At 66.0% G+C, this 23,078-nt stretch carries 17 protein-coding genes and 1 pseudogene; 5 read left to right on the top strand and 13 right to left on the bottom strand.

Going from position 1 to position 23,078, the window contains the following annotated elements; all coding sequences use genetic code 11:
* Positions 1-32 precede the first annotated feature (32 nt).
* The 4 genes from QA639_RS00090 to QA639_RS00075 form a co-directional block, all read right to left on the bottom strand.
* Positions 33-2,186 (bottom strand): SulP family inorganic anion transporter, encoded by a 2,154-nt coding sequence (locus QA639_RS00090; protein WP_283090703.1) that lies wholly within the window; start codon positions 2,184-2,186, stop codon positions 33-35.
* A 342-nt stretch (positions 2,187-2,528) separates the two neighbouring features.
* Positions 2,529-3,329 carry a crotonase/enoyl-CoA hydratase family protein gene (locus QA639_RS00085; protein WP_028335537.1) on the bottom strand — a complete coding sequence of 267 codons (801 nt, stop codon included), beginning with the start codon at positions 3,327-3,329 and terminating at the stop codon, positions 2,529-2,531.
* A gap of 298 nt (positions 3,330-3,627) precedes the next feature.
* The gene (locus tag QA639_RS00080) at positions 3,628-4,542 is read right to left on the bottom strand and encodes a phosphoribosylaminoimidazolesuccinocarboxamide synthase (protein WP_028335538.1); all 915 of its coding nucleotides are present in this window, start codon (positions 4,540-4,542) and stop codon (positions 3,628-3,630) included.
* Positions 4,543-4,683: 141 nt separating this feature from the next.
* Entirely contained in the window at positions 4,684-5,601 is a 918-nt protein-coding gene (locus QA639_RS00075) for a pirin family protein (protein WP_283088927.1), read from the bottom strand.
* A 233-nt stretch (positions 5,602-5,834) separates the two neighbouring features.
* Here QA639_RS00075 and QA639_RS00070 point away from each other — a divergent pair, with 233 nt between their 5' ends.
* The 4 genes from QA639_RS00070 to QA639_RS00055 all read left to right on the top strand — a co-directional run bounded on the left by QA639_RS00070 (position 5,835) and on the right by QA639_RS00055 (position 9,664).
* A complete protein-coding gene (locus QA639_RS00070) occupies positions 5,835-6,410 on the top strand; it encodes a GNAT family N-acetyltransferase (RefSeq protein ID WP_157342617.1) in 576 nt (191 codons plus the stop codon).
* Between the two features lie 31 nt (positions 6,411-6,441).
* The gene (locus QA639_RS00065) at positions 6,442-7,515 is read left to right on the top strand and encodes a helix-turn-helix domain-containing protein (RefSeq protein ID WP_157342616.1); all 1,074 of its coding nucleotides are present in this window, start codon (positions 6,442-6,444) and stop codon (positions 7,513-7,515) included.
* A gap of 301 nt (positions 7,516-7,816) precedes the next feature.
* Positions 7,817-9,244 carry a serine hydrolase domain-containing protein gene (locus tag QA639_RS00060; protein WP_283088926.1) on the top strand — a complete coding sequence of 476 codons (1,428 nt, stop codon included), beginning with the start codon at positions 7,817-7,819 and terminating at the stop codon, positions 9,242-9,244.
* Between the two features lie 129 nt (positions 9,245-9,373).
* Positions 9,374-9,664, top strand: coding sequence for a DUF1330 domain-containing protein (locus QA639_RS00055; RefSeq protein ID WP_157342612.1), 291 nt, complete (start codon positions 9,374-9,376; stop codon positions 9,662-9,664).
* 207 nt (positions 9,665-9,871) lie between these two features.
* On the opposite strand, the gene QA639_RS00050 is transcribed toward QA639_RS00055, so the two are convergent.
* Complete coding sequence (locus QA639_RS00050; RefSeq protein ID WP_028335544.1) at positions 9,872-11,242, bottom strand: MmgE/PrpD family protein; 1,371 nt, start codon at positions 11,240-11,242, stop codon at positions 9,872-9,874.
* Between the two features lie 162 nt (positions 11,243-11,404).
* On the opposite strand from QA639_RS00050, the gene QA639_RS00045 reads away from it, so the two are divergent.
* Positions 11,405-12,544, top strand: a complete 1,140-nt coding sequence (locus QA639_RS00045; protein WP_050383405.1) for an FUSC family protein — start codon at positions 11,405-11,407, stop codon at positions 12,542-12,544.
* A 68-nt stretch (positions 12,545-12,612) separates the two neighbouring features.
* Here the strand turns inward: QA639_RS00045 and QA639_RS00040 are convergent, their stop codons facing one another.
* The 8 genes and pseudogenes from QA639_RS00040 to dnaA all read right to left on the bottom strand — a co-directional run bounded on the left by QA639_RS00040 (position 12,613) and on the right by dnaA (position 23,078).
* Positions 12,613-13,086, bottom strand: coding sequence for a DUF2867 domain-containing protein (locus tag QA639_RS00040; RefSeq protein ID WP_157342610.1), 474 nt, complete (start codon positions 13,084-13,086; stop codon positions 12,613-12,615).
* Positions 13,083-14,480, bottom strand: coding sequence for an MATE family efflux transporter (locus tag QA639_RS00035; protein ID WP_028335547.1), 1,398 nt, complete (start codon positions 14,478-14,480; stop codon positions 13,083-13,085). The genes QA639_RS00040 and QA639_RS00035 overlap by 4 nt, the downstream gene beginning before the upstream one ends.
* A gap of 141 nt (positions 14,481-14,621) precedes the next feature.
* The gene (murA, locus tag QA639_RS00030; protein ID WP_283088925.1) at positions 14,622-15,914 is read right to left on the bottom strand and encodes a UDP-N-acetylglucosamine 1-carboxyvinyltransferase; all 1,293 of its coding nucleotides are present in this window, start codon (positions 15,912-15,914) and stop codon (positions 14,622-14,624) included.
* Positions 15,915-16,079: 165 nt separating this feature from the next.
* Positions 16,080-18,515, bottom strand: a complete 2,436-nt coding sequence (gyrB, locus tag QA639_RS00025; protein ID WP_283088924.1) for a DNA topoisomerase (ATP-hydrolyzing) subunit B — start codon at positions 18,513-18,515, stop codon at positions 16,080-16,082.
* 228 nt (positions 18,516-18,743) lie between these two features.
* Positions 18,744-19,880 carry a DNA replication/repair protein RecF gene (gene recF / locus QA639_RS00020; RefSeq protein WP_283088923.1) on the bottom strand — a complete coding sequence of 379 codons (1,137 nt, stop codon included), beginning with the start codon at positions 19,878-19,880 and terminating at the stop codon, positions 18,744-18,746.
* 46 nt (positions 19,881-19,926) lie between these two features.
* Positions 19,927-20,211 (bottom strand): annotated as a pseudogene (locus QA639_RS00015) (GIY-YIG nuclease family protein).
* Between the two features lie 52 nt (positions 20,212-20,263).
* On the bottom strand, positions 20,264-21,382 hold the full coding sequence (dnaN, locus tag QA639_RS00010) for a DNA polymerase III subunit beta (protein ID WP_016842669.1): 1,119 nt from the start codon (positions 21,380-21,382) through the stop codon (positions 20,264-20,266).
* A gap of 265 nt (positions 21,383-21,647) precedes the next feature.
* Positions 21,648-23,078 carry a chromosomal replication initiator protein DnaA gene (dnaA, locus tag QA639_RS00005; RefSeq protein WP_028335551.1) on the bottom strand — a complete coding sequence of 477 codons (1,431 nt, stop codon included), beginning with the start codon at positions 23,076-23,078 and terminating at the stop codon, positions 21,648-21,650.

Genomic DNA, 23,078 nt, shown 5'->3' with positions numbered 1-23,078 from the left:
TTGCGCTGCGCTCCATCCGGGCTACGTCTTGTCTACCGCCGCAGCACCGCAATCGTGCGATTGGCAAACGTCAGCCGCTCCGCCATCACCGACACGAAATAGGTCAGCAGCTTGTAGCTGAGCTCGGGTTCCTCGTCGCGGATCGCGGTGAACTGGTGGGTGTTCAGCACATAGAGCACGCTCGCCATCTCGGCCTGGATGGTTGCGCTGCGCGGGGCCTGCGAGACGAGGCCCATCTCGCCGATCGTGGTGTAGCGGCCGAGGCTGCGCACCCGGGTGGAGCGGCCGTCCTCGGCGGGCACCATGATGCCGACCCGGCCGTCGAGGATGAAGTGCATGGAATCGGCGGCGTCGCCGGCATGCACGATGACCTCGCCGGCGTCGACCTCGATGCGCTGGCAGCGCCGGATCAGTGCGTCGGCGTCGTTCTCGCTGTCGAGCATCCCCGCGAACCAGCCGCGCAGGTCAGCTTCCTCCTGCGCGAGCTCCTGGTGCTGCGCGATGATCTGGTTCTCGCACCATTCAAGCGCGCGATCGAGCTCGTCGATCACGGTGACACCCTCGGTGATGAAATCGCCGGAGCGCAGCACCTGCTCGGCCTTGGCCGACAGATGCACCAGGACCAGCTCGACGCCGACCTCGTGCGCGCTGCGCTTGATCTGCGCAAAGCTGTAGGCCGCCGATGAATCGACGCCGGTAACGAGCTTGAAGTCGAACAGCAGATAGCGGCACTCCGGGTGCTCGCGCAGCAGCGCCTTGACGTGCTGGTACAGGCGGTTGGCGGAGCCGAAGAACAGATAGCTTTGCAGGGTCAGCCCCTGGATCTTGCCGCCATGCGCCGACAACACCTCGCGGTCGTCGCGCGAGCGATCCAGCGAGCTGCGATATTCCGAGCCGTCGAAACCGTATTTGATCGCCTCGACCCGCGCCGCGCTGAGCGCAAAGGTGGCGCAGCCGATGATGACGCCGATCAGGATGCCGGGCACGAAGCCCCAGGTCACGATGATGGCGATGATCGCGAGCAGCGACACATATTCGGTCTTCGACAGCCGCTTGCGCGATTCGATCATCCATTTGTGCAGCTGGTCGGCGCCGAGATAGAGCAGAAGGCCGCCGAGCACGAATTTCGGCATGTAGCCGAGCAGCTGCGGAGCCACCGCCAGCATCAGCAGCGAGATCGCGGCGACTGTCAGCCCCGACAGCCGGCCGCGCCCGCCGCTTGAGAAATTAAGGATCGAGCGGCTGACCGAGATGCAGCCGGCATAGCCGGCCAGAGCGCCGGTCACGATGTTGGCGAGGCCGGTGATGTTGAGCTCGCGCTCGAGATTGGCCTCACGATGCACCGCGACCTCGATGCCGGTGGTGTTGAACAGCGTGCTCGCCGCCGTGACGAACACGACGGCGATCATGTTGCCGAGCAGGTCCGGCACCGCCGACCACGGATATTGCGCAAGCTCGGCCATGTGCCACGGCAGCATGAAGGTCGATGCCGGCGGCGGCTCGAAGGTCCAGCCGGTCAGATGCGCTTCCTCGGGCGTGATGCCGATGATCCAGAATACGAGGTGCGCCACGATCACGCCGCCGATCAGGATGATCGGCAGACCGAACGGGGTGCGCGAGCGATGCCAGGTCAGATACAGCACCAGCGCCATCGCGCAGGCGGCACTGAGCTCGGAGATCGTGATGATGTTGGTGAAGTAGAAGAGGGTGCTGAGCTGCACGGGGTAGCCGGTGATCACCCTGATCGCGCCCAGCACGATCAACAGGCCGGTTGCCCCGAGGAATCCGCCGACGACAGGGTAAGGCACGTAGCGGATGGCACGGCCGAACCGTGTCAGCCCGAGACAGCACAGCACGATGCCGGTGACGATGGTCGAGAGCCCGAGCGTGATCAGCACCGGCGCGAGCAGCGGCGCCGTCGGATTGGCGGCAGCGATGCGCTCGACCAGCGAGGCCATCAGGATGCCCGTCACCGCCGCGGTGGAGGTGTCGGGGCCGGCGACCGCGAAGGGCAGCGAGCTGCCGAGCGCGATGAAGGTCGCGAGCACTGCCGAGGAAATGAATGTCGCCGCCACGCCGTATGACAGATAGGGCGACAATGGCCCGGCGAAGATCAAGAGCGCGTAGGACAGGCCGAACGTGATGCCGAGCACACTGGCAGCACCGCCGCCGAGCACGTCGTGCATCGCCCGCCGCGCTTGCGAGCCGAAATAAAGCGATCGACCAATCACGTTAAAAAATGTCCTGAACTTTCGCCGCCAGTCGTAGACGAGCCCGGCGCAGGACGACAACAGGATTTTTGTGACAACCAATTCTCAGCGCGCGCATTTTGCTTCTCGCGCAAAGCCCAACGAAACCCAGGGCCGCGGAATTGGCGTCAACCTCTCCTTGAAGAGGGGAGGTCGCTTTGCTCGTCAGAGCAAAGCGGGTGGGGATCTGCTTTCCCGCATCAAGCGTCGCCTGCGGCTGCCCCCCATCCCGAACTTCCCCCTTTCAGGGGGAAGGAGAGGGTAGGCGAGACGTGATCTTCAGCCGTGGCCGCCCTCATTGCCGAAGGCGCCGTGACGGCCGACGCCGGAGGCAAAGCGCGCCGCGCCCGACAGCGTTTCGCCCGAGGCGATCACCTCGAGCCCGCCGCGCATCTCGCTTCTGATCGCCTCTTCCTCGTCGAGGTCCCACTGCCGCAGCGCCGACAGCCGGTCGGCGCGCAGGCAGTTCTGCGGGAATTTCGCGATGTCCTTGGCGAGCGCGATGGCGTGGGCGCGGGTCTCGCCCTTCGGCACCAATCGGTTCGCGAGCCCCATGCGGTGGGCTTCAGCGCCGCCGACCGGGCGTCCGGTGAGGATCAGGTCGATCGCCTGCGAATGGCCGATCAGTCGCGGCAGGCGGATGGTGCCGAGATCGATCAGTGGCACGCCGAAGCGGCGGCAGAACACGCCGAAGGTTGCGTCCTCGGCCACAACACGCATGTCGGCCCACAGCGCGAGCTCCATGCCGCCGGCGACCGCAAAGCCTTCGATCGCGGCGATCACCGGCTTCGACAACCGCAGCCGGCTCGGTCCCATCGGCGCGATCGTGTCGTGGCCGCCGACCTCGCGCTTCTTCTCGGGATCGCCCGCCGCCACCGCCTTCAGATCGGCGCCAGCGCAGAAATAGCCGCCGGTGCCGGTGAACACCGCGACGGATGCGCTCGCGTCCGCATCGAAGGTGAGAAACGCGTCATACAGCTTGCGCGCGGTGGCGCCATCGACGGCGTTGCGGTTGTGCGGACGGTTGATGGAGATGATGGTGACGGGACCATCGCGTTCGACGAGCACGGTATCGGACATGGGGCGCTCCCTGGGCTGTTCTTGTTTGTGCCCGGAGAGTGACATCAGAGGCGACTACGGTGCAATCCCGCGACGAAAGGCGCAACTCCGCGGGGTGGGCAAAGCGAAGCGCGCCCACCATCACGAGCACGGCCACAATGGCGGGCACGACGCTGCGCGCCTTCGCGGGGTTGGCGGTGATATTTCGTAGCAACCATTAAGACGCGGATGGGGTAGAGCGTAGCGAAACCCATCACCATCGTGCCACGGATAGAGATCGTGGGGTTCGCTTCGCTCTACCCACGCTACGGACGACCGATCAGACTTTCAGCTCGCTTCCCGTCACGCGGCGATACGCTTCCAGATACCGCTTGCTCGTTGCATCCACCACGCTCGCCGGCAGCGGCGGGGCGGGCGCGTCGCCGTTCCAGCGGCCGGCGCGACGCTCGACGTCGAGATAGTCGCGCAGTGGCTGCTTGTCGAAGCTCGGCTGCGGCTGGCCGGGCTTGTAGGCATCGACCGCCCAGAAGCGCGACGAATCCGGCGTCATCACCTCGTCGATCAGGATGATGCGGCCGTCCTTGTCGCGGCCGAACTCGAACTTGGTGTCGGCGATGATGATGCCGCGGGCGCGGCTGGTCTGCTCGCCATAGCCGTAGACGTCGCGCGCCATCTTCTCCAGCGTCGCGGCGACGTCGGCACCGACGATCTCGCGCACCCGCGCGACCGTGATGTTCTCGTCATGGCCAGCCTCGGCCTTGGTCGCCGGGCTGAAGATTGCGGGCTCGAGCTTCTGGCTCTCGACCAGGCCGGCCGGCAGCTTCTCGCCGGCAAGCGTGCCATCGGCCGCGTATTCCTTCCACGCCGAGCCGGAGACGTAGCCGCGGATCACGCATTCGATCGGGAACACGGTGGTGCGCTTGCACAGCATCGCGCGCCCGAGGATGTCGGCGCGATGGTTCTTCAGTTCAGGCACGGCGCGAATGATCTCGTCGGCATCGGCGCTGATCATGTGATGCGGCACGGTGCCCTCGAGCTGCCGGAACCACCAGGCGCTGATCTGAGTCAGCACCGCGCCCTTCATCGGAATGGTTTCCGCCATCACCACGTCGAATGCCGAGATGCGGTCGGTGGTCAGCAGCAACACGCGATCGTCGCCGACGGCGTAGATATCGCGCACCTTGCCGCGGCCGATCCGGGGCAGGGGCAAATCGCTGGATAGCATCGCGGTCATGGCGTGATCTTTCTAGGTAGCCTTCAAAGACGAGCGCCCGCACGAGGCGTGCGGGCGCCGCAGACTAGAGCATGATCCGGAAAAGTGTGCAGCGGTTTTCCGAAAAGATCATGCTCAAATCAAAGAGCCACAGGAATTAGCTCACTCCGGCAGCGGAATGAACTCGTGTTCGTGCGGAACCTGCGCGAAACGGCCGGTTTTCCAGTCCTGTTTGGCCTGCTCGATCCGCTCCTTGGAGGAGGAGACGAAATTCCACCAGATGTGGCGCGGCCCCTCCAGGGCGTCGCCGCCGAGGAACATCATGCGGGTCGGCCGCAGCGTCTTCACGGTGATGCGGTCGCCGGGCCGGAAGATCAGGAGCCGCGGCCCTTCGTGGCGGTCGCCCGCGATCTCGACCTCGCCGTCGACGAGATAGATCGCGCGCTCCTCGTGATCGGGATCGAGCGGCACCAAGGTGCCAGGCTTCGCGGTCACCTCGGTGTAGAACCAGGGCGAGACCATGCTGACCGGCGAGGTGATGCCGAAAGCCGAGCCCGCGATGATGCGCGCGGTGAAGTCGCGCTCGGAGATCATCGGCAGGTCGCCTGCGCCATAATGCTGGAACGACGGCGCGATCTCCTCCTTGCCCGCCGGCAGCGCGATCCAGCTTTGCAGGCCCAGCATCTTCTGGCCGTCGCGGCGTTGCACGTCGGGAGTGCGCTCGGAATGCGCGATGCCGCGGCCCGCGGTCATCAGGTTCATCGCGCCGGGCTGGATCTCCTGGATGTTGCCCTCGCTGTCGCGGTGCATGATGCTGCCGTCGAACAGATACGTGACGGTGGCGAGCCCGATATGCGGATGCGGCCGCACGTCCATGCCCTTGCCGGCGAGATACTGCACCGGTCCGAAATGGTCGAAGAAGATGAAGGGCCCGACCATCTGCCGCTTGCCGTGCGGCAGCGCGCGGCGCACGGCAAAGCCGTCGCCGAGATCGCGGGTGCGCGGCACGATGATCAGATCCAGCGCGTCGCAGGTCTTGGGATCGCCGAGTTCGGGATCGGTCGAGGGCTGCCAGCTCATGTCGGACTCCTTACGGTGGTGTAACAATCATACTCCAATCGTCGTCCCGGCCAAGCGAAGCGCGAGCCGGGACCCATAACCACAGGGCGCGGTGATGGAGCAGGCTGTGGCCACGGCTTCGTCAAGCAACGAAGCCCTGTGGTTATGGGTCCCTGCTTTCGCAGGGACGACGACATACTTCTGACGCGTGCGCGCGCGTGATAACAGCATAATCTTGGAAACCGGAGACAGTCATGGTTTCTCTGATCAAGCCAGGCGCAAGACTGCTGCAGGTCGACGGTCCCGTGATCGAGACCGCGCGGCTCATCCTGCGGCCGTGGCGCGCATCGGATATCGCTGAGAACACGCGAATGCTGTCCGATCCCGAGACCGCGCGCTTCATCACGCCGGATCACCAGCCGGTCACCTCGGAGCTGAAGGGCTGGCGCAACGCCGCCGTCATATCCGGCCATTGGGCGCTGCACGGCTTCGGCATGTTCGCGGTGGAGGAGAAATCCTCCAGCCGCTATATCGGCCGCGTCGGCCCGTACTGTCCGCCGGAATGGCCCGGCTTCGAGGTCGGCTGGGGCATCGCCAAAGAGCATCGCGGCAAGGGCTATGCGGTGGAAGCGGCGCGGGCTGCGATCGACTTTGTGTTCGCGAACTTCACGGTCGACCGCATCATCCATTGCATCGATCCGGTCAACGCAGCTTCCCAGGCCGTGGCGCGGCGGCTCGGTGCCGTGAACGAGGGGCCGGGCAAGCTCGAGGGCGACGTCGTCGATATCTGGGTGACGTCGCGTCAACGTTGGCAGCGCCAGCCATCTTGAAAAACCACCTCCGACCGACGATTGTTCGGCGATGACATCGGCTGCTTCACACTGGGCCGCACTTGAACTCTGCCTGCGCAGCGCCAGCGTGGCGCTGCTGCTGGTGCTTGCCGCCTTGCTGCTCACCGATTTTCGCAAGGCGCTTTCCGGGCGCCTTGCGGCCGCCTTCGCGCTCGGTTCGGCCGCACATGCGGTGACCGCGTCGATCGGTGCCGGGCCGCCGGTCTCGGACTGGCATGCGCCACTGATCGCGCTCTCGACCGGCGATATCGTGGTGTTCTGGCTGTTCACGCGCGCGCTGTTCGATGACACGTTCCAGCTGCGCTGGTGGCACGGCCTGATCTGGGCCGCGGTCGTGGCCTACAGCTTCGTCAATTGCATGTGGATTGCACCCGCCGGTCACGCGCGGATCGCGATCATCATGGTCAATTCGCTCACGCTCGTCTTCATCGCGCTTGCGGTGGCGCAAACCATCGGATCGTGGTCGGCGGATCTGGTCGAGCGTCGCCGACGTGTCCGCGTCTTCATCGTCGCCGCGTCTGCGCTGTACGGCGGATTGAACGCGCTGCTTCAGATTGCCTATGCCGGCAGCCGCGTGACAGTGGAATGGGCCAACCTGGTGAACGCGGCCGTGCTCACCGCCATCGTGGCCGCAATCACCTGGGCGATGATGCGCGTCGATGGTGCAGACCTGTTCACGGTGCCGGCGGAGGCGGACGTGCTGACAAAACCAGCCGCGGCCGAGGAGGCGGCCGACCGCAAGCTGGTCGATGCCCTGATGCGGTTGATGGCGGACGAGCGGATCTACCGCCACGACAACGTCACGATCGGCACGCTGGCGACCCGGCTGAAGATTCCCGAATATCGTCTCCGGCGGCTGATCAACCAGCGGCTCGGCTACCGCAACTTCAATGTCTTCCTGAACAACCACCGGATCGAGGAGGCCAAGGCCGCGCTCGCCGATCCCTCCCAGGCCGAAGTCCCGGTCATCACCATCGCCATGGACGCCGGCTTCCAGTCGCTCGGCCCCTTCAACCGCGCCTTCAAGGCGACGACCGGCGTGACCCCGACGGAGTACCGGAAGCTGAAGGCAAGCGCGGTGTGAACCTCCCTCTCCCGCTTGCGGGGGAGGGCCGGGGTTGGGGTGCTTCCGCAACGTACGCCCTTTCATTTTGGGGAGAGAGCCCCCACCCGGATCGCATCGTTCGATGCGATCCGACCTCCCCCCGCAAGCGGGAGAGGCGAAGCGAGCCCGCTGCCAAAGTCATTGTAATCACGTCACAATTCCAGAATCGACCAGTCGCCTCCAATCCTCGGCTAGCCCGACTTCCAAATCCGGCAAGCGTTCTTCCGTCCCCCGCGGCCTGATCCGGCCACGCACCTATCGCGCCATGCCGGAGGATCCCGTGACCCGTCGAAAGCTCTTTCTCATTCTCGCCGCCAGCACCGCCTTCGGTGCGCTGGCACTGTCCGCCGCCCGCGCCCGCGATGTGCCTGAGGTCGCGACCGGCTTTGTGGCCAACGTCATCTGCTCGGAGACCTTCGTCAGCGGGCTCGACCCCAGGCAAAACCTGACCGAGACCACCGATGCGATGCCGGGGGCCGGCCTGATCACCTGGGCGATGGACATCGAGGTCGACCTCGACCGCAGGGACGTCACCGTGACGCTGTTCGGGCTCGGCCGCAGCCATGCGGTCTATCGCGAGGGCATGGGCTGCACGCTCGACCATGGCGAGACGCTGGGCGATACCGCGCTTCCGCCGGAGAAGCCACAGGCCGCGCTGCTGCCCGAGATCGCGGGTCCGGAGCTCGTCCCGCCGCAGACCCCGCAGCTTGCGGCCGCGCTCGACCGCACCTTTGCCGAGCCCGCGGAGGCGCCATTCCGCCACACCTGCGCTGTCGTCGTGATGAAGGACGGTCGCATCGTCGCCGAGCGTTACGCCGACGGCATCGGCATCGACACGCCGCTGCTCGGCTTCTCCATGAGCAAGTCGGCGATCTCGGCCCTGATCGGAATCCTGGTCCGCGAAGGCAGGCTGACGCGCGACCAGCCGGTCCCGATCGCGGCCTGGCGGAATTCCGACGATCCGCGCCACGCGATTACGGTCGACGAGCTGCTGCGCCACACCGCGGGCCTCGCGCTCGGCAGCTCGCTGCAGGCGTCGCTGGCATCCGTGCTCGAGCCGGTCAACCGCATGAAGTACATGGAATCGGATATGGCCGCCTTCGCCGAGAGCGCTCCGCTGGAGAGCGCGCCCGGCCGGGTCTGGAACTATCACGACGGCAACTACCTGATCCTCTCGCACCTGGTCCGCAACGCCGCCGGCGGGCATGCGGCTGATGTGATGCGCTTTGCGCGTGAGGAGCTGTTCGGACCGCTCGGCATGCGCAATGTCGTGATGCAGTTCGACGCTGCGGGCACGCCGGAAGGATCGGGCGCGATGATGGCGAGCGCGCGCGACTGGGCGCGCTTGGGTCAGCTCTATCTCAACGACGGCGTGGCCGGCGGCAAGCGCATCCTGCCCGAGGGCTGGGTGAAGTATTCGGCATCGCCGACGCCGAATGCCTGGGTCGGCTATGGCGCCGGCTTCTGGACCAATCTCGGCGACAGCTTTGGCGCCCACTACCGTGTCGAGCACGGCTGGCCGCGCGACGCCTTCTTCGCCAAGGGTACGATCGGGCAATACGTGATTATCGTGCCGTCGCAGCGGCTCGTCATTGTGCGCCTCGGCCGCTCGCCGAACATCCCGCCCGAGGCCGACGGCGTGTTCGATCTGGTCCGTGACGTCGTCACCGTGACGTCTGCAAGCCCGCGGCTCGCGGGCGGCAATTGACCGGCACGTCACACAACACCCGCGCGATCGTGAATTGAATCTCGGCCTTCGGAATTTTCTGATGCGGTGGCGCATCTCGTGAGGAGGTGCGCCATAGTTTCATAAAGCACGCATCAGCCGGAGACCATCATGCCGAAAGCCTACTGGATCGTGCACGTCACGGTTCACGATGAAGCCCGCTATCCCGAATATCTCGCCGCCGCGATGCCGGTATTCGCCAGATACGGCGCCAACTTCATCGTGCGCAATGGCCCCTATGAGGTGATGGAAGGCGCAACGCGCCAGCGCAACTTTGTCATCGAATTCAGGGACCGCGCCACCGCGATGGAATGTTACACCTGCCCTGAATATCAGGCGGCGAAGGCGATCCGACAGAAATATTCAGAGGGGGATTTCGTGATCATCGATGGAGTGGAGTAGGACGCGCCGTCATTCCAGGGCGCGACACCGCATCCTCATCGTCGTCCCGGCGCAGGCCGGGACCCATAACCACCATTGCTGCTGGTTGCGCGATGGTGGAACGACGAGTCCCGTTCACAACAGAAGCCGCGGAGTATGGGTCCCTGCTTTCGCAGGGACGACAGCCGTAAACGCGGGCTCGCGACGTGAGCCGCCTCGACCGCCTGCTTACTGCCGCCCCAGCTGCGTCGCCTTCTCCACGCGATCGAAGCGCTCCAGCGTCAGGATGGCGTCGGCGAGTTGGTCGGCGCGCTTGTCGAGCACCGGGCGGGCCAGCGTCAGGAACTTCTGCTGCATCGCCTTTGCGTCGGGGAACGAGGTCGGCTCGCCGGAGGGATCGGCATAGAGGCGCTCATGGGTGCCGTCATCTGTGGTGATCGAGACGCGGGCGCCGAACGGGTGGGTGCGGCCGACCTCGAGGCGGTCGTCCTGCACCACGTCGAACTTGTCGGCGAGCGCGTCGATGGCCGCATCGCCCAGCCGGTCGTAATCGTCCCAGCCGAAATGGCCCTGGTCGAGCGCGATCGCGCCGGTGAAGAACATCGAGAACTGGCCGCCGACCACCGAGGTCGGGTGGCGCTTGGTGGCGGCGTCGCCGGTCAGCGTGATGCCGTTGCGGTGCAGGCCGATCTCGACCTTCCTGATCTGGTCCGGCGTCAGATTGTGCTCGCGCCGCATCGCGATCAGCGCGTCGATCGCGGCGTGGGTGTAGCGGCAGCTCGGATACGGCTTCACGCCGATCTTCAGCGTCTCATAGGTGCTGCCGAGCCCGGCCACCGCCTTGTCCGGATGCGCATCGTCGCTGTAGCCGACCAAAAGGCCGTGCTTGCCCTCGACCGCCTCGCTCGAGCCGATGAAGTCGTTGCGCGCGAGCGTCGCGGCGATCACGCCGTTCATCGCGGCGGCGCCGACCTGGTAGCGCTTGTTCCAGGCGCCGTTGACCAGGAATTGCAGCGAGCCCGCGGCCTGGCTGCCGGAGACGCCGAAAGCGGAGACGATCTGCTCCTTCGACAAGCCGAACAGCTTGGCTGCCGCCGCGGCCGCGCCATAGGTGCCGGCGGTCGCGGTCGGGTGGAAGCCGCGGGCGTAATGCGAGGTCGGGTCGAGCGCGTTGCCGAGCCGGCAGCACACCTCATAGCCGGCGACGATCGCGGTCAGCACGTCGCGGCCGGATGCGCCGACCATCTCGCCGACCGCGAACGCGGCGGGCACCACGGGTGCGCTCGGATGCAGCGATGAATCGGCGTGGGTGTCGTCGAAATCGAGCGAATGGCCGAGCGCGCCGTTGAGCAGCGCGGCGACTGCCGGGGTCCAGGTCTTGGTATCGCCGAACACGGTGGCCTCGCCCTTGCCGTCGAGCGCCAGCGCCTCCAGCATCTTCATCAGCGACGGCGTCGATTCCGCGTCGCGCCGGGCGCGGATGGTGCTGCCGAGGAAATCCAGCGTCAAAACCTTGGCGCGCTCCAGCACCTCCGGCGGAATGTCGGAATATTTCAGATCGGCGACATAGGCGGCGAGCGTTGCGGTTTCGTGGGCCATCGTGTTTCCTCAATTTTGCGGCGCAGGGTAGGCGGGCAGGTCAGGCCTTTCAAGCCACCTTGCCGCCGCGGGCTGCTGCCATGCTCCAAGTCCTGACGTCCAGGTCGGTTTAGCTTCAAGTCATGTAACACGGGCCTTTCCTTTGATTGCGGATCACGGTGCATGAGGACCTTCGCAAAACGCATGTTCGACCAGCTCTGGACCCGCAAGACGCAGCTGGCGCTGGCGGTCCGGATCGCGTCCGCCGGCGTGGCGGCCTATACCATCGCGCTGGCGCTCAACCTGATGCTGCCGCTCTGGGCGGTGCTGACCTCGCTGATCGTGACCCAGATGAGCGTCGGCCGCTCGCTGAAGGCCAGCCGCGATTACATGCTCGGCACCATCGGCGGCGCCGTCTATGGCGGTGCGATCGCGGTTCTGATCCCGCATTCCGGCGAGGGCAGCCTGCTGGCGCTGCTGGTGCTGGCGATTGTGCCGCTGGCCTTCATCGCCGCGCTCAATCCGAGCCTGAACTCTGCGACGGTGACGGCGGTGATCGTGCTGCTGCTGCCGACGATGCATCACTCCAACCCGCTGGATTCCGCGATCGATCGCGTCCTCGAGGTGACGGTCGGCGCGCTCACCGGGCTTCTGATCTCGTTCCTGGTGCTGCCGTCGCGCGCGGTCAGCCAGATCAGGGTCAATGGATCGAAGCTGCTGGAGCTGCTGTCGGCGGCGTTCGCCGAATTGCTCGCCGGCCTGACCCGCGGCCTCGACAACGACGCGCTGCACCGGATCCAGGACGGCATCGGCACCGCGGTGACCAATCTGCATGCGACCGGTCTCGAGGCCGAGCGCGAGCGCTCGATGCATCTGTCATCGGGGCCGGACACCGGCCCGTTGCTGCGGACCATCCAGCGGCTGCGGCACGACGTCGTGATGATCGGGCGGGCCTGCGTGGTGCCGCTGCCGGCCGACATCCAGGCGAGGCTGGCGCGGCCATTGGCCGACGTCAGCAAGGCGATCGTGACTTACATGGTGGCGGTCGCGACCGCATTGCGCGCCGGCAGCGGCCCGGCCGACATGGCGCCGGTCGATGCGGCGCTGCACGCCTATGGCGAGGAGGTCGCCGCGGTCCGCCGGGATGGCCTGATCCGCGGCCTGCCGGTCGATGCCGCCGAGCGCTTCTACGCGCTCGGCTTCTCGCTCGATCAGATGCGGCAGAATCTCAACGACCTCAAGCGCTGCCACGGCAATTGGTGCACCAACGCCGACGCCTCCGAGAAGATCGTCGCCGACACGCCGGAGAAGAGCGCGGCTTGAGACGAGAGCGTTTACGAGCGAAGCGGGCGCCAGTTCGCGTGAAGAAAACGCGTCTGGAGTCCCGTCATTCAGCCTACGGCCTTGCGCAGCATCGCGGGCACGATCAGGCGGTGGAACGGCATGATCACTGCGAGATAGGCGCGTCCGAACCAGTTGTGGGTGAGCACCAGCGTGGTCGCGGTGATGCTGCGCACAGCTCCCGCGGAGGCGACGTCGACGACGAGCCGGAAGTCGAGATGCTTGTCGTTGAACCCCGCGATCAGCCGCTCCGGCGTCTCGCTGACCACCGGAAAGATCCCGATCATGTCGCGTGCCGCGCCGTCGGCCGCGCCCGAGGTTTTCAGGCCAAGCGGCGCGACGATGAAATTGCGCATGGCAAGCAGCCATTCGATCCAGCGCGGCTGCCGCGCCACCATCGCTTCGGCGGCGTGCCGCGCATCGAGGTCGGGGCGCGCAGTCGCGACGCGGAACGCGTCGATGAACTGCGCACCGGCGAGCAGCGCGGCGGAATCCACGTTCGGCGTGACCTCGTCGACCCTCATTTGCCCAGTCTGCGTGCCAGCAAGCGGAAACGCAAGACAAGGAGGGTCGCATAGACCGCCGTCCCGAGCGATAGCCCGATCCAGACACCGGCGGCGTCGAGCTTGGCCCAGAAGGCGAGCGCTGAGGCCGACGCGAAGCCGATCAGCCAATAGCTGATGACGGCGAACAGCAGCGGCACCTGGGTGTCGTTCATGCCGCGCAGCGCGCCCGCGGTGGTGGTCTGGATGCCGTCGGCGATGAAGAAGGTCGCGCCGATCAACAGCAGCGCCGCGGTGAGCTGCGCGGTGGTGTCGGAGGCCTCGCCGAGGAACAGCGCCGCGATCTCGAAGCGGGCCAGGATCACCGCGAGCGTCATGATGCTCATGAAGATCCCAGAGAGTGCGATCGCGACAAAACCAGCGCGCTGCACCGCGTCGGTATCGCGGCGGCCGACGGCCTGACCGACCCGCACGGTAGCGGCCATGCTGACGCCGAACGGCACCATGAACAGGATCGCCGCGATCTGCAGCGCGATCTGGTGCGCGGCCAGCGCCGTGGTGCTGATCAGCCCCATCAGCAGACCGGCCGCACCGAACAGGCCGTACTCCAGCAGGAAGGCGATCGAGATCGGCGCGCCGACGGCGACCAGCTTGCCCATCAGCGGCCAGTCGATGCGCCAGAGCCGGCTGAAGACATGGTACTTGCGGAACGGACGGCGGCGCGCCGCGAACCACACGCCGGCAAGGAAGGTGCCGAGATTGACGATCGTGGTCGCAAGTCCGGCGCCGAACATGCCGAGTTCGGGCATGCCCCATTTGCCGTACAGCAACAGGTAGACCATCAGCGCATTGGCCGGGATCGCCGCGAGCGTGATCCACAGCACCGGCTCCGGCCGGTTCACCGCGCTCATGAAGCCGCGGAGTGCGATGAACCACAGCGCCGGCAGGATGCCCCAGGCGAGACCGAACAGATATTGCTGCGCTAGATGCGCGGTGGCCTGGGTCTGGCCGAGCGCGATGAGGATGCGCTCGCCCTGGAACGGCAGCGCCATCAGCGGCAGCACCATGAAAAAGCCGGCCCACAGGCCGACGCGGAGCGCGCGCCGCATCACGCGTGGGTTGCGCGCGCCGAACGCCTGCGCGGCCAGGGGGGAGACCGCCGACATCATGCCCATGCCGATGGTGAAGCTGACGAAATACACGGTGTGCGCCAGCGCCGCTGCGGCGACGTTTTCGCTGCCGAGCCGGCCGATGAAGGCGAGATCGGTCGTCATCATCGCGATCTGCCCGAGCTGGGTCAGCGCGAGCGGCACCGCGAGCTTCAGCGTTTCCGCGAGCTCGGCCGTGAGCAGGTTGCGAGGGACGACAACGGCCGCGTTCGGCGCGGCCGGGTCGATCTTGTCGATGCAGGTCATGACGGCACGCTTAGCACGGCAAACCGGCCGGAAGGATGGCCAAGTTGCGCAAACGCGACGATCTCACGCAGAGGTCGTCGCGCCCCAGATTGTCGATTGAGACCGGAGGACCGCTTTACACTTTTCCGGATCGTGCCCGGATCACGATCGCGCGGGAATCCGCTTGATCTTGGCGCCGAGGGCGTTGAGCCGCTCATCGATCCGCTCATAGCCGCGCTCGATCTGGTCGGCGTTGTTGATGGTGGAGGTGCCCTCGGCACATACCGCGGCCAGCAGCATCGCCATACCGGCCCGGATGTCGGGTGAGTTCATCGGCGCGCCGCGCAGCCGGCTGGGGCCGGCGACGATCGCGCGGTGCGGGTCGCACAGCACGATGCGGCCGCCCATCGCGATCAGGTTGTCGACGAAGAACATCCGGGATTCGAACATCTTCTCGTGCATCAGGATGACGCCGTCGCACTGCGTGGCGGTGACGATCGCGATCGACATCAGGTCGGCCGGGAAGGCCGGCCAGGGCTGGTCCTCGAGCTTCGGCACATGGCCGCCGAAATCGTCCTGGATCTTCATGGTCTGGCCGGACGGTACGACGAGGTCGTCGCCCTCGACGCCGCAGACGATGCCGAGCCGCTCAAAGCCCATCCGGATCGAGCGCAGATGCTCGACGCCGGCGCGCGCGATGCGCAGCGGCGAGCGGGTCACCGCGGCAAGCCCGATCAGCGATCCGACCTCGATATGGTCGGGCTGGATCGCGAAAGTCGTGCTGCCGAGCGTTGCCGGCCCGTGCACGATGATGGTGTTGGTGCCGACGCCTTCGATCTTGGCGCCGAGCGCGATCAGGAAATTGGCGAGGTCCTGCACATGCGGCTCGGAGGCCGCGTTGCGCAGATAGGTGGTGCCGCGGGCGGCGACGGCTGCGACCAGCGCGTTCTCGGTCGCGGTGACGCTGGGCTCGTCGAGGAACACGTCGGCGCCCTTCAGGCGCGAGGCGCGGAATTCGAGCCGATGCGTCGCGGTGACCGTGGCGCCGAGTTGCTCGAAGGCCAGGAAGTGTGTGTCGAGCCGGCGGCGGCCGATCACGTCGCCGCCGGGCGGCGGCAGCGCGACCTCGCCGCAGCGGGCGAGCAGCGGACCTGCGAGCAGGATCGAGGCGCGGATGCGCGCGCACAGCGCCGGATCGAGATCGGCGGCGCGGATCTCCTTGGCATGAATCTGCAGCGTGTTGCGTTCGGTCCATTCGGCGGTGGCGCCGACCGAGCGGCACAATTCGACCAGCGTTTCGGTGTCGCGGATACGTGGCACGTTGGTCAGCGTGACCGGGTGCTCGGTGAGCAGTGCCGCGGCGATGATCGGCAGCGCGGAGTTCTTGTTGCCCGACGGCTCGATGGTGCCCGAAAGGCGGCGGCCGCCTTCGACGATGTATTGGATCGGCGCCACGCGGAATGTCCCCTAACGCATCATTCAGACTTGGCCATTGGAAATTCCACAACGGAATCAATGGCCGTCCGGCACCGTAACACAACTCCCGGCGCACCTTCCACACGAAAGGTAGCGCCGCCACCGCGCCGAAAAGCGCCCGCCCGCCTCGCCGTGCGCAGAACCCTAGATGTCGATGGTGGCGCTGAGCGAATTGTCCTGGATGAACTCGCGGCGCGGCTCGACCACGTCGCCCATCAGCTTGGTGAAGATATCGTCGGCCTCGTCGACCTCCTTGACCTTCACTTGGAGCAGCGAGCGCGCGTCCTTGTCCAGCGTGGTCTCCCAGAGCTGCTCCGGATTCATCTCGCCGAGACCTTTGTAGCGCTGCAGCGAAATGCCCTTGCGAGCGGCATCAGTCACGGCTTCGAACAGGTCGACCGGACCGTGGATGATCTGCTCGGTATCCTTGCGCCGCAGTTTGCCCGCCCGCACATAGATCTCCTGCAGCTTGGTCGCGTATTCATCGAGCTTGCGAGCATCGGCCGAGCCGAGGAAAGCGTCGTCGATCACCGCCACTTCCTTGACGCCGCGCACGGTGCGCTCGAACTGGAAGCCATGGCCTTCCGTGAAGGTGCCGATCCAGCCGCGCTCGACCTCTTCGGCCACGGCGTCCAGCCGCTTGGCGATGTATTCCGCCGCCGAGTTGGCGGTGGCGATCTCGGCGGTGATCCTCGGGCTCAGCACGCCCGCGATCGCGGCCTGCTCGATGACCGCGCGATTGTAGCGGCTGTGCAGGTTGCGCAGTACCGAGCGGATGACCCGGGCGTCTTCGACCAGCGACAGCAGATCACGGCCCGAGCGGTCGTCGCCGGAGGCCGGCTTGAAGACGCATTCGTCGAGTCCGGTCGAGATCAGATAGTCCTCGAGGGCGCGCTCGTCCTTCAGGTATTGCTCGGACTTGCCGCGCGAGACCTTATAGAGCGGCGGCTGGGCGATATAGAGGTAGCCGCCGTCGATGATCGAGCGCATCTGACGATAGAAGAAGGTCAGCAGCAGCGTGCGGATATGGGCGCCGTCGACGTCGGCGTCGGTCATCACGATGATCTTGTGATAGCGCAGCTTGTCGACCGAGAAATCGTCGCTGATACCGGTGCCGAGCGCGGTGATCAGCGTGCCGATCTGCTCGGAGGACAGCATCTTGTCGGGACGGACGCGCTCGACGTTCAGGATCTTGCCGCGCAGCGGCAGCACCGCCTGGAATTCGCGGTTGCGGCCCTGCTTGGCGCTGCCGCCTGCCGAGTCGCCCTCGACGATGAACAGTTCGGATTTAGCCGGGTCCTTCTCCTGGCAGTCGGCGAGCTTGCCGGGCAGCGAGGAGACGCTGAGCGGATTCTTGCGGGTCAGCTCGCGCGCCTTGCGCGCAGCCTCGCGGGCCGCGGCGGCCTGGATGACCTTGCCGACGATTTCCTTGGCTTCCTTCGGATTCTCCTCGAACCAGGCGGCGAGCGCCTCGTTCAGGACGTTCTCGACCACCGGCCGAACCTCCGAGGACACCAGCTTGTCCTTGGTCTGCGACGAGAATTTCGGATCGGGCACCTTCACCGACAGCACCGCGGTGAGGCCTTCACGGCAATCGTCGCCGGTCAGCGCGACCTTTTCCTTCTTCGCATTGGCCTCGGCATAGCCGTTGACCTGGCGCGTCAGCGCGCCGCGGAAGCCGGCCAGATGGGTGCCGCCGTCGCGCTGCGGGATGTTGTTGGTGAAGCACAGCACGTTCTCGTGGTAACTGTCGTTCCACCACAGCGCCGCCTCGACGCCGATGCCGTTGGCTTCCGAACGCACCATGATCGGTGCCGGCACGATCGCCTTCTTGTTGCGGTCGAGATATTTGACGAATTCCTCGACACCGCCGGAATAGTGCATCTCCTCGCGCTTCTCGACCGCGTGACGCATGTCCGAGAGCACGATGTTGACGCCGGAATTGAGGAAGGCGAGCTCGCGCAGCCGGTGCTCCAGCGTCGCGAAATCATATTCGATGTTCTTGAAGGTCTCGGCCGAGGCAAGGAAGGTGACCTCGGTGCCGCGCTTGCCCGGGGCATCGCCGACCACCTTGAGCGGCGCCACGGCATCGCCGTGCGCGAATTCGATGTAGTGTTCCTTGTCGTCGCGCCAGATCCGCAGCGCAAGCTTGCTCGAGAGCGCGTTGACGACGGAGACGCCGACGCCGTGCAGACCGCCGGAAACCTTGTAGGAGTTCTGGTCGAATTTTCCGCCGGCGTGCAGCTGGGTCATGATGACTTCGGCTGCCGAGACGCCCTCTTCCTTGTGGATGCCGACCGGAATGCCGCGTCCGTCGTCGTACACGGTGACGGAATTGTCGGCGTTGAGGGTGACCAGGACGCGGCTGGCATGGCCCGCCAGCGCCTCGTCGATCGCGTTGTCGACGACCTCGTAGACCATGTGGTGCAGGCCGGAACCGTCGTCGGTGTCGCCGATATACATGCCGGGGCGCTTGCGGACGGCGTCGAGGCCCTTCAGCACCCGGATCGATTCCGCACCATATTCGGCCGGAACGGGATGCTCAGATTCGGCAGGGGTCTGCCGGGCAGGTTCAGTCATGTGAGGCCTTCGAGGATATCCGAATCAGCTGCGCAATATGAGGCGCTGATTCCGCTATTTGTGCCATGAAAGAGGGGTTGCGCCTAGCGCAAAGTCTCCATCTACAAACTATTGAATAAATAGGATTTTTTAGGCCTGTTTCAAGGCTTTCAAAGGCCGATTTCGGCGGTCTCGAAAAGCCCGATTCGAAGGCGGATTCGAGGCCCTCGCGGAGCAGATTCCGCACCCTCAGCCGCGCCGTGCGGCTCGGCCGGATTCGACGTCGAAAATCTCCCCCCGAGGGCCGATGTCGAGGAACGCCGCGGGATCGGCGCCGGTCATCCAGACCTGGGCGCCGAGCTTGGCGAGCTCGTCGAACAGCGCCTTGCGGCGGTTCGGATCGAGATGGGCGACGACCTCGTCGAGCAGCAGCAGCGGCACGATGCCGGTCATCTCCGCGACCATCGTAGCGTGCGCCAGCACCAGCCCGATCAAAAGCGCCTTCTGCTCGCCGGTCGAGGCGTCACGCGCCGGCATGTTCTTCGGCGCGTAGACCACTTGCAGATCGGTCAGATGCGGGCCGTCGAGCGTGCGCCCGGCGGCGGCATCGCGCGGCCGGCTGGCGCGCAGGATCTCGCGGTAGCGGTCCTCCACCGCCGTTGCAGGCTCCTGCAGCAGTGCGTTCTCCATCCAGCCGTCGAGCATGATCTCGGCGGAGGGGAAGGCCGAGGCCGTGCCGCGCTCGCGCAGCATCACGGCGAGCTTGGCGGCGGTCTGGCCCCGTGATGCGGCGACCGCGACCGCGAGCTCGGCGGTCTCGCGCTCGATCGCGTCACACCAATGGTCGTCATAGTTGCGCACCTCGAGCAGCCGGTTGCGCGAGCGCAGCGAGCGCTCCAGTGCCGAGACGCGGCTGGAATGCTCGGAATCGATCGCCAGCACCAGGCGATCGAAGAAGCGCCGCCGTTCCGACGCGGCGCCCATGAACAGGCCGTCCATCGCCGGCGTCAGCCACACGATGCGCAGATGATCGCCGAACGCGGTCGCGGACCCCACCGGTTCGCGGTCGATGCGGCAGCGCCTCGTGCTGCCGGCGTCGCCGGTCGGCGGATCGATACCGGTGCCGAGCGTCGCAAGGCCGAGCGCGCCCTCGACTTCGGCCGAGACCGCCCAGGAGCCGTCGCCCTGGTTGTCGGCGATGTCCTCCAGCGTCGCGCGGCGCAGGCCGCGGCCCGGCGACAGAAACGAGACCGCTTCGATGCAATTGGTCTTGCCGGCACCGTTCGGCCCGACCAGCGCCACCATGTCGCCGGCGACCTGCAGCGTCGCCGTCCGGTAATTGCGGAAATGCGTCAGCGACAGGCGGTGAATGCGGGACGGGGTCATGTTACCTTGTCATTGCCGGGCTTGACCCGGCAATCCATCGTCCGCGTCAGCGGACAATTTCATCACATAAGTCTCGCCAGTCGGGATTGCCGGCAACGATCAGATCGATCTTCCACACACGCAGTGCTTGATATTCTTCTCGCGCTGAAGTGCGACGGCAATCGTCTCGTGTGCCTCAAAATAGACGAGCGTCTTGATGCCGTACTTCTTGGTAAAGCCCTCGGCCAGACCTTCGCGATGCTCGTAGACGCGCCGCACCAGATTATTGGTTACACCGAGTTAAAGAGGTTCCACCGGGCTTGCTCGCGAGAATGTACACCCAATAGGTCATCTCTTGCTCGATGGATGGCCGGGTCAAGCCCGGCCATGACGAGAAGGAGGAATCACACCCGCATCGGCATCAGCACGTAGAGTGCGCCCTTGCTGTCGCGGTCCTGCACCAGGGTCGGTGAGCCGGGATCGGCGAGCTTCAGCACCGCGACCTCGCCCTCAATCTGGGCGGCGATGTCGAGCAGATAGCGCGAGTTGAAGCCGATATCCAGCGCGTCGGAGGCGTACTCGACCTCGAGTTCCTCGGTGGCGCTGCCGGAATCCGGGTTGGTGACCGAGAGCACCAGCTTGCCCGCGGACAGCGCGAGCTTCACCGCGCGGCCGCGTTCGCTGGAAATGGTCGAGACGCGGTCGACGGCGGCTTCGAAATCCTTCTTGTCGACGACCAGCTCCTTGTCGTTGTTCTGCGGAATGACGCGGCCATAGTCCGGGAAGGTGCCGTCGATCAGCTTCGAGGTCAGCACCACATTGCCGAGCGTGAAACGGATCTTGCCGTCCGACAGCTCAATCGAGATCTCGGCGTCGTCGCCCTCGATCAGCCGTTGTACTTCGCCAACGGTCTTGCGCGGGACGATCACGCCGGGCATGCCGGTTGCGCCCTTGGGCAGCGCGAGGTCGATCTGCGCCAGCCGGTGGCCGTCGGTCGCAACCCCGCGCAGGGTCGCCGCCTTGGCGTTGCCTGCCGCGTGCAGATAGATGCCGTTGAGGTAGTAGCGGGTCTCTTCGGTCGAGATCGCGAACTGTGTGCGGTCGATCAGGCGCTTGATGTCGGAGGCCGGCAGCGAGAACGAATGCGTCATGTCGCCGGCGGCAAGGCCCGGGAAGTCGCTCTCGGGCAGGGTCTGCAGCGTGAAGCGCGAGCGGCCGGCACGCACAGCCAGCACCGAGCGGTCGCCGTCGGCTTCCAGCACGATCTGCGAGCCGTCGGGCAGCTTGCGGACGATGTCGTAGAACATGTGCGCGGGCACCGTGGTCGAGCCGGCGGTTCCGGTCTCGGCGGCCAAGGTCTCCGTCACCTCGAGGTCGAGGTCGGTCGCCTTCAGCGACAATTTCGCGCCCTCGGCGCGGATCAACACGTTGCCGAGGATCGGGATGGTGTTGCGGCGCTCGACCACGCGGTGAACGTGACCCAGCGATTTCAGGAGTTGCGCGCGCTCGACGGTGACCTTCATTGCAATACCCGCCAGATCCCTCAGATGGAAAAGCCGGGCGGCCGTTCAGGGCAGCACCGCGGCATTGGAAACCCGAAAAGCCGGATCAATACCGGATTTGATCAAACCCACGGGGGGACCGCAAGGTGGCGCGTATGGGCGGCCGGTGCAAGGGATACGGGCGTGAAACGAGCCCCGTTCCCCACGTTTTGGGTCGGAAAAAAGTTTAGCCCTCCCCTTTGGCAAAGGGGAGGGCGATGGAACGAGCCGGCCGGATGAAGCGGCCCTATTCCTGCAGCTGGCGCTTCAGCGATTCGACTTCCTCCGACAGCGCCGTGTCCTTGGCGACCAGTGCCTCAATCTTGCGCACGGCGTGCAACACCGTGGTGTGGTCGCGGCCGCCGAAGCGCCGGCCGATCTCCGGCAGCGAGCGCAAGGTCAGTGTCTTCGCCAGATACATCGCGACCTGGCGCGGGCGCACCACATTGGCGGTGCGGCGGGACGACAGCAAGTCGGAGCGGCTGACATTGTACTGCCGGGCGACCACGCGCTGGATGTCCTCGATCTTGATCCGCTTCGGCTCCTGCGGGCGGATCAGGTCGCGCACCTCGCGCTCGGCCATCTCCAGCGTCACCGGCTGGTTGTTGAGCTTGGAGTGCGCCAGCAGGCGATTGATCGCGCCTTCAAGGTCGCGGCCGTTATGGGTGATGGTGCGCGCCAGATAGTCGAGCACTTCCTCCGGTACATCGAAGCTCGCATGGTGGGCGCGGGCGGCGGCGACGCGCGACTTCAGGATGCCGAGCCGCAGTTCCTCGCCGAGCGAGCCCATCTCGACCACGAGGCCACCGGCGAGCCGCGAGCGCACGCGGTCGTCGAGGCTTTCCAGATCCGACGGCGGACGGTCGGCAGCGATCACGACCTGGCGGCCGGCATCGATCAGCGCGTTCAGCGTGTGGCAGAACTCGGCCTGCGTTGACTTGCCCTGCAGGAACTGCAGATCGTCGATGACCAGCACGTCGATGCCGCGCAGCGCCTCCTTGAAGGCCAGCGCCGTCTGCGTCTTCAGCGCCGCGACGAAGCCGTACATGAATTTCTCGGCGGTGAGATACAGCACCTTGCGCTCGCTGCCGGAATTGCCGGCCCAGGTCACCGCCTGCAGCAGATGCGTCTTGCCGAGGCCGACGCCGGCATGAATGTAGAGCGGGTTGAACATCACGGGATCGCCGCGGCGACCTTCCGCGACCTGGCGGGCCGCCGCATGGGCCAGCGTGTTGGACCTGCCGACGACGAAGCTGGCGAAGGTCAGGCGCGGATCGAGCGGCGAGCCGCCGAGCGCGTCGTGGCTCGCGGACACCGGCGCGGTCGCAACCGAGCGCAGTTCAGGCACGAGCCGGCCGTCGGTGCGCTCGATGCGGCGCACTTCGACGGGCGCAACCGTTTCCTTCACCGGAGCCGTCGCGCGGATCGCCGAGCGCACGGTGAGGTCGATGCGATGCACTTCGGGCATCTCGGCCTGCCAGCAGGAAAGCACGCGTTCGGCATAGTGCGCCTGGATCCAGCTCTTGAGGAACCGGGTCGGAACCGACAGGTGCACGCTCTCGTCGTGCACGCTCTCCAGATCCATCCGAGCGAACCAGCTCGTGTAGACGTCCTCGCCAACGCTCGTCCGCAAACGTCCCTTCACCCGCGACCAGCGATCCTGTTCCGTGTTCGTCAT

Origin of the sequence: Bradyrhizobium pachyrhizi (genome assembly GCF_029714545.1) — a bacterium.
Taxonomy (GTDB): Bacteria; Pseudomonadota; Alphaproteobacteria; order Rhizobiales; family Xanthobacteraceae; genus Bradyrhizobium; species Bradyrhizobium pachyrhizi.
The sequence above is the reverse complement of the archived record's forward strand: the minus strand, read 5'-3'. Positions and strand labels throughout refer to the sequence as shown.

Excerpts from the sequence above, each read along its gene's own strand:
- QA639_RS00090 (WP_283090703.1), bottom strand. The coding sequence starts at position 2,186 with ATGCACGACGTGCTCGGCGGCGGTGCTGCCAGTGTGCTCGGCATCACG.
- QA639_RS00085 (WP_028335537.1), bottom strand. The coding sequence starts at position 3,329 with ATGTCCGATACCGTGCTCGTCGAACGCGATGGTCCCGTCACCATCATC.
- QA639_RS00080 (WP_028335538.1), bottom strand. The coding sequence starts at position 4,542 with ATGACCGCGATGCTATCCAGCGATTTGCCCCTGCCCCGGATCGGCCGC.
- QA639_RS00075 (WP_283088927.1), bottom strand. The coding sequence starts at position 5,601 with ATGAGCTGGCAGCCCTCGACCGATCCCGAACTCGGCGATCCCAAGACC.
- QA639_RS00070 (WP_157342617.1), top strand. The coding sequence starts at position 5,835 with ATGGTTTCTCTGATCAAGCCAGGCGCAAGACTGCTGCAGGTCGACGGT.
- QA639_RS00065 (WP_157342616.1), top strand. The coding sequence starts at position 6,442 with ATGACATCGGCTGCTTCACACTGGGCCGCACTTGAACTCTGCCTGCGC.
- QA639_RS00055 (WP_157342612.1), top strand. The coding sequence starts at position 9,374 with ATGCCGAAAGCCTACTGGATCGTGCACGTCACGGTTCACGATGAAGCC.
- QA639_RS00050 (WP_028335544.1), bottom strand. The coding sequence starts at position 11,242 with ATGGCCCACGAAACCGCAACGCTCGCCGCCTATGTCGCCGATCTGAAA.
- QA639_RS00045 (WP_050383405.1), top strand. The coding sequence starts at position 11,405 with ATGAGGACCTTCGCAAAACGCATGTTCGACCAGCTCTGGACCCGCAAG.
- QA639_RS00040 (WP_157342610.1), bottom strand. The coding sequence starts at position 13,086 with ATGAGGGTCGACGAGGTCACGCCGAACGTGGATTCCGCCGCGCTGCTC.
- QA639_RS00035 (WP_028335547.1), bottom strand. The coding sequence starts at position 14,480 with ATGACCTGCATCGACAAGATCGACCCGGCCGCGCCGAACGCGGCCGTT.
- gyrB (WP_283088924.1), bottom strand. The coding sequence starts at position 18,515 with ATGACTGAACCTGCCCGGCAGACCCCTGCCGAATCTGAGCATCCCGTT.
- recF (WP_283088923.1), bottom strand. The coding sequence starts at position 19,880 with ATGACCCCGTCCCGCATTCACCGCCTGTCGCTGACGCATTTCCGCAAT.
- dnaN (WP_016842669.1), bottom strand. The coding sequence starts at position 21,382 with ATGAAGGTCACCGTCGAGCGCGCGCAACTCCTGAAATCGCTGGGTCAC.
- dnaA (WP_028335551.1), bottom strand. The coding sequence starts at position 23,078 with ATGACGAACACGGAACAGGATCGCTGGTCGCGGGTGAAGGGACGTTTG.